Source organism: Bradyrhizobium sp. MI1.10 (assembly GCF_055811035.1).
Genome location: NZ_JBVVPN010000015.1, coordinates 104,661 through 117,880 on the forward strand (window position 1 = coordinate 104,661; position 13,220 = coordinate 117,880).

Sequence of the window (13,220 nt, forward strand, 5' to 3'; positions counted from 1 at the left end):
CGATCATGACTACCACGAATGCCGCCACCGCCCCGTCCGTCGTCTCCGGCACGACCGACCTGCCGAAATCCTCGTCGAACCCAAGCCTGGGCTCGAGCACCGGCGCGACGCTGGCCGGCAACTTCCAGACCTTCCTGACGCTGCTGACGACGCAGCTGCAGAATCAGAATCCGCTCGATCCGCTGGACACCAACCAGTTCACACAGCAGCTGGTGCAGTTCGCCGGCGTCGAGCAGCAGCTCAAGACCAACGACTCGCTGTCCCAGCTCGTCACCCTGCAACAGACCACGCAGGCGACCCAGGCGCTCGGCTTCGTCGGCAAGACCGCCTTGGTCGACGGCACGACCGCAAGCATGACCAACTCGTCGGCAACCTGGCATCTCAACGTGCCCAGCGACGCCACCGTCGACATCACCGTCGCCAATGCCAGCGGCCAGACCGTGTTCACCGGCAAATACACCGCCGGCGCGGGCACCGACGTTCCGTTCACCTGGAACGGAATGGGCAATGACGGCACGCAATGGCCCGACGGTAAGTACACGATCTCGGCCACGGGCAAGGACGTCGCCAACAACAATGTCGGCATCGCCGCGCAGGTGCAGGGCACGGTGTCATCCGTGGACCTGACCCAGTCGCCGCCGCTGCTGACCATCGATGGCGCCAGCTACACGATGAGCCAGGTCAAGAGCATCATCGCGACGGCCAGCAATTAAAGGCGGAATGCCGCTGTGTCGTCCTGGCGAAAGCCAGGACCCATCGCCACCGAAAGTCGTTTTGGCGCGAGGAAGTAACTCCGAGTCTTCGCCAAACTTCGCGCTGGGGTAATGGGTCCTGGCGTTCGCCAGGACGACGTTGAGGGCCGTGCGACACCCCCGCAGGCCTCTTTCGTTAGTAAAGTATTTACGAACACCCCCCTCGGCCCGCCCGGACGCACCGTCCCGCCGGTCGAGACGGCTGCGTTCCAGCCATTTTCAACGAGAATTGTATTGAAGCCTTAGGCTTAGCGGATTTTTAAGTCGGCGGGCGTAGGGTTCCTGAGTGAGTTCAGTGGTTGAGAGTTTGTGAGTACGCCATGACAGAACCCCATCGCCCGAGGGTAAAATACGTCATCGGGCCGGACGGTAGTCCGTTGACGATTGCGGATCTGCCTGCACCCGGCACCAAACGCTGGGTCATCCGCCGCAAGGCCGAGGTCGTCGCCGCAGTCCGTGGCGGTCTTCTCTCCCTTGAGGAGGCCTGCAGCCGTTATACCCTGACGGTTGACGAATTCCTCTCCTGGCAGTTTTCGATCGACCAGCATGGTCTGGCGGGACTTCGCACCACCCGTATCCAACAATATCGCCAGTAGGCAATCCGGAAATCTGCGGCTTTTGACAAAAATCGGCCTCGCCTTGCGAGGCCGATTTTTTTCATGTTTCGTTTTGGCGCTACTTTTGTCGCAGCTCTTAACCTTCGTTAACCATATCGAAACCATCACCTAGGCAATAATTGCCCAGTCGGCCTTTCCTGTGAAAGCAGCCGAATCTGTCGGGGCGGTTGCTTGCAAGGTCTTGCGGACTTTCTGAAGGGTATCGGAGCCGCCCGGTTCGGGGCGATGATCGCGGTCACCGCCGCGCTCGTCGGCTTCTTTGCGTTCGTCATCATGCGCGTCACCACGCCGCAGATGACGACGCTGTTCACCGATCTCAGCGTCGAGGACTCCTCGGGCATCATCAAGGACCTGGAGCGCCAGGGCATCCAGTTCGAGCTGCGCAACGAGGGCACCATCATCATGGTGCCCAAGGACAAGGTCACCCGCCTGCGGATGAAGCTCGCCGAGGGCGGCCTGCCCAAGGGCGGCGGCGTCGGCTACGAGGTGTTCGACAAGTCGGATGCGCTCGGCACCACTTCTTTCGTCCAGAACATCAACCATCTCCGCGCGCTGGAAGGCGAGCTAGCCCGCACCATCCGGGCCATCGACCGCATCCAGGCCGCCCGCGTCCATCTGGTGCTGCCCGAGCGCCCGCTGTTCTCGCGCGAGGCGCCGGAGCCGTCGGCCTCGATCGTGGTGCGGGTCCGCGGCGCGCTGGAAGCCCAGCAGATCCGCGCCATCCGCCACCTCGTCGCCTCTGCCGTGAACGGGCTGAAGCCGCAGCGGGTCTCGATCGTCGACGAGACCGGGCAGCTGCTCGCCGACGGCGCCCAGACCGATCCGGAGCAGGCGATGGGCGACGAGCGCCGCACCGCCTTCGAGAAGCGGATGCGCAAGCAAGTCGAGGACATCGTCTCCTCCGTGGTGGGGACGGGGCGCGCCCGGGTCCAGCTCTCCGCCGATTTCGACTTCAACAAGATCACCCAGACCTCGGACAAGTACGATCCCGAAGGCCGCGTGCTGCGCTCGACCCAGACCCGCGAAGAGCAGAGCATGACCGCCGACAACAACGGCCAGGTCACCGTCAACAACGAGTTGCCGGGCAACCAGCAGAACGGCGGCGTCGCGGCCAAGGACCAGAGCAAGAAAAGCGAAGAGACCAACAATTACGAGATCTCCCGCACCACCAAGACCGAGGTGACCGAGGCCGGCCGGGTCAACCGCATCTCGGTCGCGGTGCTGGTCGACGGTATCTACTCCAAGAACGACAAGGGCGATCTGGCCTACCAGGACCGCACCAAGGAGCAGCTGGACCGCATCGCCACGCTGGTGCGCTCGGCGATCGGCTTCGACCAGAAGCGCGGCGACCAGGTCGAGGTCGTCAATCTGCGCTTTGCCGACGCCCCCTCCACCACCCCGATCGCGGAGCCGAGCGGCTTGCTCGGCATGCTCCAGTTCACCAAGGACGACGTCATGTACTTCGTCGAGCTCGGCGTGATGATGCTGCTCGGCCTGGTCGTGCTGTTCCTGGTGATCCGGCCGCTGGTCAAGCGCATCCTGGCATCGGACGAAGTCGCGGCCGCCATCTCCGGCGTCCTCACCGGTCCGGCGAGCGACGAGGCCGCGCCCGCCAGCCAGCCGCTCCTGCCGAGCGGCGCCGCGAGCGCGATCGACGTCGCCACCGTCCAGGGCCAGGTCCATGCCCAATCCGTCCATCGCGTCGGCGAACTCGCCGAGCGCAATCCCAACGAGACCGTCGCCATCATCCGCCAATGGCTGACCGAACCCACGAAATAATCGAGAAGTGATCTGACATGGCCGCTGCCCTGCAAAACGCCAATTCCAACGACATCACCAGCGTGATCTCCACGCTCGGTCAGCGTGCCGGCAGCCGCGGAGGCGCGAAGGTCGACGCGGTGGCGGGGCCGAAGCGCGCCGCGATCCTGATGCTGGCGCTCGGCGAGCAATATGGCGGCAAGATCTGGTCGCTGCTCGACGACGACGAGGTGCGCCAGCTCTCGCTGGAAATGTCGACGCTCGGCACCGTCGAGGTCGACACCGTGGAGGACATGCTGCTCGAATTCGTCTCGCGGATGTCGGCCTCAGGCGCGCTGATGGGCAATTTCGACGCCACCGAGCGGCTGCTCCAGCAATATCTGGCCCCCGAGCGCGTCAACGGCATCATGGACGAAATCCGCGGCCCCGCCGGCCGTAACATGTGGGAGAAGCTCTCTAACGTGCAGGAAGAGGTGCTCGCCAATTATCTCAAGAACGAATATCCGCAGACCATCGCGGTCGTGCTGTCGAAGCTGAAGCCGGAACACGCCGCGCGCGTGCTTGGCATCTTCCCCGAGGATCTGGCGCTCGACGTCGTCAACCGCATGCTGAAGATGGAGGCGGTGCAGAAGGAGGTGATCGAGAGCGTGGAGAAGACGCTGCGCACCGAATTCATGTCCAATTTGTCACAGACCCGCCGACGCGACGCCCACGAGGTGATGGCGGAAATCTTCAACAATTTCGACCGCCAGACCGAAACCCGCTTCATCACCTCGCTGGAAGAGGACAACCGCGAATCGGCCGAGCGCATCAAGGCGCTGATGTTCACCTTCGATGACCTCGTGAAGCTGGATTCCGGCTCCGCCCAGACCCTGATGCGCAACGTCGACAAGGACAAGCTCGGCGTCGCGCTCAAGAGCGCCAACGAGGACGTCCGCAATTTCTTCTTCGGCAACATGTCGTCGCGTGCGGCAAAAATGCTCCAGGATGACATGGCGGCGATGGGTCCGGTCCGCCTGCGCGACGTCGACGAGGCCCAGGCGCTGCTGGTCAACCTCGCCAAGGATCTCGCCGCCAAGGGCGAGATCATGCTGACCAAGAACCGCGCCGACGACGAGCTGGTGTATTGATGGCCGCTCCGGCAAAATTCCTGTTCGACAACGACTTCGCAGCGCCCGACCGGACGCGCGAGAAGGCCGCAACCGCGGCCGAGATCGCCCAGAAGGTCGCGGAAGCCGAGGCGCGCGCCTATCAGGACGGCTTCGCCGCCGGCCAGCGCGAGGCCAAGGCCGAGAGCGACCGCCGTGTCGCGCTCGCCATGGAAGAGATCAACATCGCCATCCGGGGCATCGCCTCGGGCATCGGCAACATCGAATCCAAGATGGAGACCGAGGCGGTCGACGTCGCGGTCGCGGTGGCGCGCAAGCTGTGCGCCGATCTGGTCGCCGCCGAGCCGCTCGGCGAGATCGTCGCGCTGGTCAAGGACTGCTTCTCGCATCTGGTCGCGACGCCGCATCTCGTCGTCCGCATCAACGACGCGCTCTACGATTCCGCGCGCGAGAACATCGAGCGGCTGGCCAGGCAGAACGGCTTCGAAGGCCGGCTGGTGATTCTGGCCGAGCCGGAGATTGCCACCGGCGACTGCCGGATCGAATGGGCCGATGGCGGCGTCGTGCTGGAGCGCGCCGCCATCGCGGCCAAGATCGACGAAATGGTGGGACGCTATGTTGCGTCCCGCAGGGGGAGTTAAATCATGAGCGACACTGACGGACAGGTCCCGCTGCCCGACCTCAACGGCCCGATGCCGCCTACCGGCACCGACGTCGGCTACAACGAGGACGAATATGCGACGCGCGCCGCCGCCGACCTCGAGGCCGTGTTCGACGTGCCGGTGCAGGTTTCGGCGGTGCTGGGCCGCTCCAAGATGGACGTCAGCGAGCTGTTGAAGCTCGGACCCGGGACCGTGCTCGAGCTCGACCGACGCGTCGGCGAGGCCATCGACATCTACGTCAACAACAAGCTGGTCGCCCGCGGCGAAGTCGTCCTGGTGGAGGACAAGCTCGGCGTGACCATGACCGAAATCATCAAGACTGAACGCGCCTAAAGCGACGACGCGCGGCAGCGCGACCACAGGAGACTGACATGCGGCTTCTCATCGTTGGCACATTGAAGGGCCAGCTCACCACCGCCACCAAGATCGCGATGGCGAACGGCGCCACCGTGACCCACGCCGAGGATAACGAACAGGCGATGCGCGTGCTGCGCAGCGGCAAGGGCGCCGACCTGCTGCTGGTCGACGTCGCCCTCGACATCCGCGACCTCGTGATGCGGCTCGAGGCCGAACACATCCACGCGCCGATCGTCGCCTGCGGCATCACCAACGACGCCCGCGCCGCGGTCGCCGCGATCCATGCCGGCGCCAAGGAATACATCCCGCTGCCGCCGGACCCGGAGCTGATCGCAGCGGTGCTGGCTGCCGTCGCCAACGATTCCCGCGAGCTGGTCTATCGCGACGAGGCGATGGCCAAGGTGATCAAGCTCGCCCAGCAGATCGCAGGCTCGGACGCTTCGGTGATGATCACCGGCGAATCCGGGACAGGCAAGGAAGTGCTGGCTCGATACGTCCACACCCGCTCGGCCCGTGCCAAGCGCCCGTTCATCTCGATCAACTGCGCCGCGATCCCCGAGCATCTGCTGGAGTCCGAGCTATTCGGCCACGAGAAGGGCGCCTTTACCGGCGCGATCGCCCGTCGTATCGGCAAGTTCGAGGAGGCAACCGGCGGCACGCTGCTGCTCGACGAAATCTCGGAGATGGACGTCCGCCTGCAATCGAAACTGCTCCGCGCCATCCAGGAGCGCGTGATCGACCGTGTCGGCGGCACCAAGCCCGTCCCGGTGGACATCCGCATCATCGCGACCTCGAACCGCAACCTGGTCGAGGCCGTGCGCGAAGGCACGTTCCGCGAGGACCTCTTGTTCCGGCTCAACGTCGTGAATTTGAAGATCCCGCCGCTGCGCGAGCGTCCCCTCGACATTCTCGAGCTCGCCCAGCACTTCGTGAAGAAATACGCCGAAGCCAACGGCGTGCCGATGCGCCCGATCTCGGGGGAAGCGCGGCGCGTGCTCTCCACCAACCGCTGGCAAGGCAACGTCCGCGAACTCGAAAACACCATGCACCGTTCGGTCCTGATGGCGCAGGGCGACGAGATCGGTGCCGATGCGATCCTCACGCCCGACGGCGACCGCCTCGACCTCGCCAAGACCGCACCGGCCGTGGCGCATGCCACCATGGCCGCCGAGCAGGTGACGCGGGCGCTGGTCGGCCGCACCGTCGCTGACGTCGAGCGCGACCTGATCCTGGAGACGCTGAAGCACTGCCTCGGCAACCGGACCCATGCCGCCAACATCCTGGGCATCTCGATCCGCACCTTGCGCAACAAGCTCAACGAATATTCCGACGGCGGCATTCCGATCACGCCAGCCGGCACCCCGGGTGAATATCCGCGCATGCCGATGGTGGGGGCGTAGGCGCTCCTGCCGAACATTGAGACTGCGAATGCCCGGGGCTGGTCCTCGGGCATTTTTGTTGGTGAAGTGCAGACAGCCTCCAGACTCTCAATGTCGTCCTGGCGAAAGCCAGGACCCAATGCCCCAAGGGGGAGTTTGGCGAAGATTCGTCGTTCGGTACTCCTACCACCCTCCGTCGACAGATTCCGCGGTATGGGTCCTGGCTTTCGCCAGGACGACGTTGGGGAGGCAGCGTGCATCAAACCCGCAGACTGCGACATGGCCGCACCGCATTCTCCGACTAGGTCAAGCCCCCGCAAAGCCCTATAAGCGCCACCGAGAACCACGCGAGGGTGAACATGTCTCAAGCTCAAATCACGGATTGGCTGGCGTCGCAGCGGCAGGCGATGATCGACCTGCTGCGCGATGTCGTGAACATCGATTCCGGATCCTATGACAAGGAAGGCGTCGATGCGGTCGGGGCGCGGTTCGAGCAGCATTTCGCCGAGCACGGCATTCCGTTCCGGCGCGAAAGCCACGCCACATTCGGCGATGCCATCCACGCCGAAGTCGCAAAGCCCGGCAGCAACGAGAAGCCGGTGCTGTTGATGGGGCATCGCGACACCGTGTTCGGCAAGGGCGAGGCCGGACGGCGTCCGTTCACGATCCAGGGTACGCGCGCCTATGGTCCTGGTGTTGCCGACATGAAGTCCGGCGTCGTCATGAACATGTTCGTGGCAACCGCCTTTCACAAATTCGGCGGCAACCCGCACCCGATCAAGCTGCTGATCACCTCGGACGAGGAAATCGGTTCACCCTCCTCGCGGCCCGTGATCGAGCGCGAAGGGCGCACCGCGCGCGCCGTGTTCAATTCCGAGCCGGGCCGCCCGACCGGCAATATCGTCACGGGACGCAAGGGCGGCATCTTCATGCATGTCGCCATTACCGGCAAAGCCGCGCATTCCGGCGCCAATTTCGCCGCCGGCGTCAGCGCGATCGGCGAGCTCGCGCACAAGATCGTGCATATCCACGCGCTGACCGATCTCGACAAGGGCATCACGCTCAATGTCGGCCTCGTCTCGGGCGGGCAGTCCGTCAACACGACGGCGCCTTACGCGGAAGGGCAGATCGACCTGCGCTACGTCGATCCGGCGGACCGCGCGAGGGTGATGGCGGCGATCGAGACCATCATCGCGACACCTTACGTGCCCGGCACCAGCGCGACGCTCACAATCAAGGGCGAGTTCGTGCCGGTGGTGCAGAGCGCCGATTCAAAGGCGCTGTTCGAGAACTATCAGGCCGCCGCAAAGCAGGCCGGCCTCACGACGCTTCAGGGCGAATTCTCCGGCGGCTGCGCCGATTCCGGCTTCACCGCCGCGGTCGGAACGCCGACCATCTGCGGCCTCGGCCCGGTCGGCGGGCTTGCGCACACGCCAGAGGAATATCTCGAGCTCGACAGCATCGTGCCGCGCGCACAGGCGCTGGCGCTGGCGATTTTGCGGGGATGACTTTGTAGGGTGGGTTAGCCGCAGGCGTAACCCACCTCTGTTGGCTTCGGCGGAGACAGACAGTGGTGGGTTAGGCTTCGCTAACCCACCCTACAAATCTCCTCACGAATAGCTCGGCGCATCCGGCCTGCGGAAGATCTGGATGGGGTCGCCCGGCACGATCGGATGACCGCTGAACATCGCATAGGCGTAGAGCGCGAGATAGGCGATCGCGAGCGCGCCGACCGCGTAGAAGGCCCAGGTCGCGACGCGTTTCATCATTGCGCTCCATTGCTGTCCCGGCGGGAGGCTCAGGCAGCGCTTCTAGAGCGATGACGGGGAAAAGGCCAGCCTGCACGGCCCATCGCCGGCGGCGATCAAATGCCGCGGCGGACGTGGGTGGGAACGCTGACGTCCGCGAGCCTGACCGCGTCTTCGTCCTGATCCACCGCCACGTACTGACCGTGCCAATAGGCCAGCGCAGCATTGCGGGTCGAATTCTTGACGTCTCGCACTCGCCCGATGACGATGCCGTGCGAATGGCGCTCGATGAGCTCCTCGACCTCGCAATCGACGGCGGACAATGCGCCGACCAGCAGCGGAACACCGGAGACCGCGGTCACCCATCTGGCGCCCGCGAAACGATCGGCACCCTTGAGCCCGCCCTTGCCGGCAAAGCGCTCGGCGATTTCGAGCTGATCGGCCGCGAGGATGTTCACGCCGAAGGCACCGTAGCGCCGGATCAGCGGGAAGGACGAGGCGTCGCGATTGATGCTGACGATCAGCGTCGGCGGATCGACCGAGAACGAGCTGACCGAGGTGACCGTCATGCCGGTGATGTCCTTGCCCCGTCCGGCGGTGATGACGCTGACGCCGCCGGTGAGATGGCGCATGGCGCCGCGGAAATCGGCGGAGGAGACGACAGTTTGGGTCATGAGATCGCGGGGCACTACATTCATGGCATCGTCCCCGAGCCGGGGTCCCTGTCTATCTAGGTACGATCGTCCGCCGACAAAAGGTGGCTCAGGATCGAGCCTTCGAGACCCGCGAGCTCGGCCGAGCCGCGTTGGCGGGGCCGGGCCGTGTTAACCACGACGTCGTGGGCGATCCGCCCTTCCTCGATCACCAGCACCCGGTCGGCCAGCGCGACCGCCTCGGCGACATCGTGGGTCACCAGGATCGCGGTAAAGCCCTGGTCGCGCCAGACGCGCTCCAGCAACCGCTGCATCGAGATACGGGTCAGCGCATCCAGCGCGCCAAGCGGCTCGTCGAAGGCGAGCACACGGGGGCGCGAGACCAGCGCACGGGCAAGGGCTACACGCTGCTTCTGGCCGCCCGACAGTATCGATGGCCACTGGTCGCGCTTGTCGGTCAGCCCGACCTCAGTGAGCGCCTTCTCCGCGCGCGAATGCGCGTCTGACGAGGCGCGATCGCGACCGAGGCCGACCTCGACATTGGAGAGAACGCGGGCCCAGGGCAACAGCCGAGGCTCCTGGAACATCACGCGGATATCCTCGGGCTTCACGGCGTCGCCGAGCGAGATGCTGCCGGCGTCGAACTTCTCCAGGCCAGCGATAAGGCGCAGCAGCGTGCTCTTGCCGCAGCCGCTCTTGCCCACGATGGCGACGAACTGGCCGGCGGGGATGTGCAGGTCGATGCCGCGCAGCACCTCGTTATCGCCGTAGGATTTGCGCAGGCCGCGGATGCTGAGCGGCAGGCCGGAGGTCTGCACCGGGCGCTCCTCGCGCACCACGCGGGCGTGAGGCGCGAAATTGGCGCGGGTTGCGAGTTCGGTGTCCGGAAGGGAGGTACGAAGGGCAGTCTGCATGTGATTCCCAGTATGTCTGCTCAGCGTTTCCAATAAGCGGGGTGCCAGGAGAGCGTCAGGCGCTCCAGCACGCGGGAGGCGCTGTCGGCGAGCTTGCCGAGCAGCGCGTAGATCAGGATCGAGAGCACAACGACGTCGATCAGCATGAACTCGCGCGCCTGCATCGCCATGTAACCGAGGCCCGAGGACGCCGCGATGGTCTCGGCGACGATCAGGGTCAGCCACATGATACCGAGCGCAAAACGGATGCCGACGAAGATCGAGGGCAGCGCGCCCGGGAAGATCACCCGGCGGAACAACTCTCCGTCGGTCATGCCGTAGATGCGGCCCATCTCGATCAGCTGCGGGTCGACGGTGCGGATGCCGTGCAGCGTGTTGAGGTAGATCGGGAAGAACACGCCGAGCGCGACCAAAAACAGCTTCGCGCTCTCATCGATGCCGAACCACAGGATCACCAGCGGGATCAGCGCCAGATGCGGCACGTTGCGCACCATCTGCAGCGTGGTGTCGGTGAGCTTTGACGACAGCTGCGACAGGCCGTTGGCGAGGCCGAAGGCAAAGCCGATGCTGCCGCCTATCAGGAAGCCGATCGAGGCGCGCCAGAACGAGACCCAGATGTTGCGCGCGAGCTCGCCGGAGAGCAGTAGCTTCCAGCCCGCAAGCAAGACGTCGCTCGGCGCCGGCAGCACCCGCGTCGGCACGAAGCCGGTGACGCTGGCGACCTGCCAGATCGCGATGATGGCGAGCGGCACGATCCACTGGACCAGGCCGTCCACGCGCGGCAGGCGCAAACTACGGGGAAGCGAAACGCTGTCGATCAGGCTCATGATTGCGACACCTTCTGCTGCGGACGGAAGTCGCTGCCGACCGTTTCACCAAAAGGACCGCCGTTGAAGTGAAGCTTGGTCACGTTGCTGGGCTGCTCCAGCGAGAGCAGCGGGAACACCAGCTCGGCGAAACGATAAGCTTCCTCCAGATGCGGGTAGCCCGACATGATGAAGGTATCGATGCCGATGTCCTGATACTCCTTGATGCGGCCCGCGACCGTCTGGGCGTCGCCGACCAGTGCCGTGCCGGCGCCGCCGCGCACGAGGCCGACACCGGCCCACAGGTTCGGAGCGATCTCGAGCTTGTCGCGCTTGCCGCCATGGAGCTGCGCCATGCGCTGCTGGCCGACCGAATCCATCCGCGCAAAGTTCTTCTGCGCCGTCGCGATGGTCTCGTCGCTGACATGCTTGATCAGCTCATTGGCCGCTCGCCAGGCCGCGTCATGGGTCTCGCGGACAATCACGTGGAGCCGGATGCCGAACGATAGTTTTCGACCGCGTGCGGCGGCCACCTCCCTCACCTTCGCGATCTTCTCCGCGACCAAGGCCGGCGGCTCGCCCCAGGTCAGATATTTGTCGACGGTGTCGACGGCGACGTCGATGCCGGCATCCGACGAGCCGCCGAAATAGAGCGGCGGACGCGGCGACTGCACCGGAGGAAACAGCAGCTTGCCGCCTTCGACATGGATGTGCTTGCCCTCGACATTGACGGTCTTGCCGGCGAGCAGTTCGCTGTAGACGCTGAGGAACTCGCGGGTGACCTCGTAGCGCTCGTCATGGCCGAGGAAGATGCCGTCGCCCTTGTTCTCGACGGGATCGCCGCCGGTGACGACGTTGACCAGGAGCCGGCCATTGGTGATGCGGTCAAGCGTCGCGGTCATGCGCGCGGCCACGCTCGGCGATTGCAGGCCGGGCCTGACCGCCACGAGATAGCGCAGCCGCTCGGTGAACGGCGCGACCGAGGAGGCGACGATCCAGGAATCTTCGCAAGATCGCCCGGTCGGCAGCAGCACGCCGAAATAGCCGAGCTGGTCGGCGGCCTGCGCGATCTGGCGCAGATAGTTGAAATTGACCTCGCGGCCGCCGGTGCCGGTGCCGAGATAACGGCCGTCGCCGTGGGTCGGCAGGAACCAGAGGATGTTGGCGTTGCTCATGGAGGTGCTCCGATGACTAGCCGTACGTCGTTCCGACCGCGGCAGCGACGATGCCGATCGATATGACGATGGCTGCGAATACGCGTTGAACGATACGCCTCATGTTCAAACCTTTTGAAATGGGGAAATTGGTGGGCACGATCACGCTGCCGGGTTGCGCCAGACGATGTCGCGGATCACGATCGGCTTCGGGATCAGGCCGAGCTTGTGGAAGCGGTCGGCGACGCCCTGCTGGGTCGTGACGATGTCGTCGGTGACCGGGCCGACCACGAAATTCGCGCGCTTGGCGGCGAGGGTCTGGATGTCCAACGGGACGCCGGTGATCGCGGCGAGCGATTTGGCGACCTCGTCTCGGTGCAGTTCGGCCCATTTGCCAGCCGCCGTCGTCACGTCGATGATCTGCTGCAGGATGGCGCCGTGATTCCTGGCGAAATCGCGGTTGGCGATGAAGAAGGAATTGGTCTTGGTGACGTCGCGCGCATTGATCAGGATGCGGCCGCCCTGCTTGGTCTCGCCGATCGCGAAGTACGGATCCCAGATCGCCCACGCCTCGATGCTGCCATTGGCAAAGGCAGGCCCGGCATCCGGCGGCGTCAGATAGACCGGCGTGATGTCCGCGTAGGTGAGGCCCGCTTTCTCCAGCGTCTGCACCACGATGTTGTGCGCGCTGGATCCCTTGGTGAAGCCGACGCGCTTGCCCTTCAAGTCGGCGATGCCGCGGATCGACGAGTCCTTCGGCACCAGGATGCCCTGCCCGTTGGTGATGGGCTGGCCGGCGGCATAGACGATCGCCGCGCCCGCCGCCTGGGCGAACACCGGCGGGGAATCGCCGACCGCGCCAAAATCGATGCTGCCGACATTCATCGCCTCCATCATCGGAGGTCCCGACGAGAACTCGACCCATTTCACGTCGATGCCCAATGGCGCGAAATGTTTTTCCAGGGCGGCCTGCTGACGCGTGATAACCAGCACGCCGGTCTTCTGGTAGCCGATACGAATGCCCTTCACCGCGCCTTGTGCTTTGGCACTTGAAGCGAATGCGGCGGCTGCCGCAGTTCCAACGGATAGTTTGAGAAAGTCCCGACGTTGCATCCGACACTCCAGGCCGCGTGCGGCCGTCCTTCATTCGTGTTCGTGAATGATGGTGCGGCTGATCGGAGGTGTCGAGACGCGCGGAAAAATAGCGATGCAAGCACTGCGCAGTTGGCAGAGCGCATGATTATCTTTCAATCCACGGAGCGAACGCAGGGGATATTTTTCCGCACGCGAATGTGAAGAACGCACCTACCT

14 protein-coding genes are annotated in these 13,220 nt (G+C 64.7%); 8 read left to right on the top strand and 6 right to left on the bottom strand.

Annotated elements, in window-relative coordinates:
• The first annotated feature begins 5 nt into the window (after positions 1-5).
• The 8 genes from AC0L3K_RS17610 to AC0L3K_RS17645 all read left to right on the top strand — a co-directional run bounded on the left by AC0L3K_RS17610 (position 6) and on the right by AC0L3K_RS17645 (position 8,142).
• On the top strand, positions 6-713 hold the full coding sequence (locus AC0L3K_RS17610) for a flagellar hook assembly protein FlgD (protein WP_007596155.1): 708 nt from the start codon (positions 6-8) through the stop codon (positions 711-713).
• Positions 714-1,072: 359 nt separating this feature from the next.
• Positions 1,073-1,348 (top strand): CtrA inhibitor SciP, encoded by a 276-nt coding sequence (gene sciP / locus AC0L3K_RS17615; protein WP_002714638.1) that lies wholly within the window; start codon positions 1,073-1,075, stop codon positions 1,346-1,348.
• 192 nt (positions 1,349-1,540) lie between these two features.
• Entirely contained in the window at positions 1,541-3,148 is a 1,608-nt protein-coding gene (fliF, locus tag AC0L3K_RS17620; RefSeq protein WP_219681647.1) for a flagellar basal-body MS-ring/collar protein FliF, read from the top strand.
• A gap of 17 nt (positions 3,149-3,165) precedes the next feature.
• The gene (fliG, locus tag AC0L3K_RS17625) at positions 3,166-4,257 is read left to right on the top strand and encodes a flagellar motor switch protein FliG (protein WP_219681648.1); all 1,092 of its coding nucleotides are present in this window, start codon (positions 3,166-3,168) and stop codon (positions 4,255-4,257) included.
• Complete coding sequence (locus AC0L3K_RS17630) at positions 4,257-4,877, top strand: FliH/SctL family protein (RefSeq protein WP_219681649.1); 621 nt, start codon at positions 4,257-4,259, stop codon at positions 4,875-4,877. Before fliG ends, AC0L3K_RS17630 begins: the two co-directional genes overlap by 1 nt.
• 3 nt (positions 4,878-4,880) lie before the next feature.
• Complete coding sequence (gene fliN, locus AC0L3K_RS17635; RefSeq protein WP_007596160.1) at positions 4,881-5,231, top strand: flagellar motor switch protein FliN; 351 nt, start codon at positions 4,881-4,883, stop codon at positions 5,229-5,231.
• Between the two features lie 38 nt (positions 5,232-5,269).
• Positions 5,270-6,655 carry a sigma-54-dependent transcriptional regulator FlbD gene (flbD, locus tag AC0L3K_RS17640; protein ID WP_473366507.1) on the top strand — a complete coding sequence of 462 codons (1,386 nt, stop codon included), beginning with the start codon at positions 5,270-5,272 and terminating at the stop codon, positions 6,653-6,655.
• A 338-nt stretch (positions 6,656-6,993) separates the two neighbouring features.
• A complete protein-coding gene (locus AC0L3K_RS17645; RefSeq protein ID WP_473366508.1) occupies positions 6,994-8,142 on the top strand; it encodes a M20 family metallopeptidase in 1,149 nt (382 codons plus the stop codon).
• Between the two features lie 102 nt (positions 8,143-8,244).
• On the opposite strand, the gene AC0L3K_RS17650 is transcribed toward AC0L3K_RS17645, so the two are convergent.
• From AC0L3K_RS17650 to AC0L3K_RS17675, 6 genes are all read right to left on the bottom strand, one after another.
• Positions 8,245-8,403, bottom strand: coding sequence for a hypothetical protein (locus AC0L3K_RS17650; protein ID WP_018453881.1), 159 nt, complete (start codon positions 8,401-8,403; stop codon positions 8,245-8,247).
• A gap of 95 nt (positions 8,404-8,498) precedes the next feature.
• Entirely contained in the window at positions 8,499-9,080 is a 582-nt protein-coding gene (locus AC0L3K_RS17655) for a flavin reductase family protein (RefSeq protein WP_473366509.1), read from the bottom strand.
• Positions 9,081-9,112: 32 nt separating this feature from the next.
• A complete protein-coding gene (locus tag AC0L3K_RS17660; RefSeq protein ID WP_473366510.1) occupies positions 9,113-9,949 on the bottom strand; it encodes an ATP-binding cassette domain-containing protein in 837 nt (278 codons plus the stop codon).
• Positions 9,950-9,969: 20 nt separating this feature from the next.
• Positions 9,970-10,776, bottom strand: a complete 807-nt coding sequence (ssuC, locus tag AC0L3K_RS17665) for an aliphatic sulfonate ABC transporter permease SsuC (RefSeq protein WP_473366511.1) — start codon at positions 10,774-10,776, stop codon at positions 9,970-9,972.
• Positions 10,773-11,930 (bottom strand): FMNH2-dependent alkanesulfonate monooxygenase, encoded by a 1,158-nt coding sequence (gene ssuD / locus AC0L3K_RS17670; protein ID WP_473366512.1) that lies wholly within the window; start codon positions 11,928-11,930, stop codon positions 10,773-10,775. The genes ssuC and ssuD overlap by 4 nt, the downstream gene beginning before the upstream one ends.
• 141 nt (positions 11,931-12,071) lie before the next feature.
• Positions 12,072-13,022, bottom strand: a complete 951-nt coding sequence (locus AC0L3K_RS17675; protein WP_473366513.1) for a sulfonate ABC transporter substrate-binding protein — start codon at positions 13,020-13,022, stop codon at positions 12,072-12,074.
• Positions 13,023-13,220: the final 198 nt, after the last annotated feature.

Bases quoted from the DNA above. Each gene is read 5' to 3' on its own strand.
- AC0L3K_RS17610 (WP_007596155.1), top strand. From the start codon at position 6: ATGACTACCACGAATGCCGCCACCGCCCCGTCCGTCGTCTCCGGCACG.
- sciP (WP_002714638.1), top strand. From the start codon at position 1,073: ATGACAGAACCCCATCGCCCGAGGGTAAAATACGTCATCGGGCCGGAC.
- fliG (WP_219681648.1), top strand. From the start codon at position 3,166: ATGGCCGCTGCCCTGCAAAACGCCAATTCCAACGACATCACCAGCGTG.
- AC0L3K_RS17630 (WP_219681649.1), top strand. From the start codon at position 4,257: ATGGCCGCTCCGGCAAAATTCCTGTTCGACAACGACTTCGCAGCGCCC.
- fliN (WP_007596160.1), top strand. From the start codon at position 4,881: ATGAGCGACACTGACGGACAGGTCCCGCTGCCCGACCTCAACGGCCCG.
- flbD (WP_473366507.1), top strand. From the start codon at position 5,270: ATGCGGCTTCTCATCGTTGGCACATTGAAGGGCCAGCTCACCACCGCC.
- AC0L3K_RS17645 (WP_473366508.1), top strand. From the start codon at position 6,994: ATGTCTCAAGCTCAAATCACGGATTGGCTGGCGTCGCAGCGGCAGGCG.
- AC0L3K_RS17650 (WP_018453881.1), bottom strand. From the start codon at position 8,403: ATGATGAAACGCGTCGCGACCTGGGCCTTCTACGCGGTCGGCGCGCTC.
- AC0L3K_RS17655 (WP_473366509.1), bottom strand. From the start codon at position 9,080: ATGAATGTAGTGCCCCGCGATCTCATGACCCAAACTGTCGTCTCCTCC.
- AC0L3K_RS17660 (WP_473366510.1), bottom strand. From the start codon at position 9,949: ATGCAGACTGCCCTTCGTACCTCCCTTCCGGACACCGAACTCGCAACC.
- ssuC (WP_473366511.1), bottom strand. From the start codon at position 10,776: ATGAGCCTGATCGACAGCGTTTCGCTTCCCCGTAGTTTGCGCCTGCCG.
- ssuD (WP_473366512.1), bottom strand. From the start codon at position 11,930: ATGAGCAACGCCAACATCCTCTGGTTCCTGCCGACCCACGGCGACGGC.
- AC0L3K_RS17675 (WP_473366513.1), bottom strand. From the start codon at position 13,022: ATGCAACGTCGGGACTTTCTCAAACTATCCGTTGGAACTGCGGCAGCC.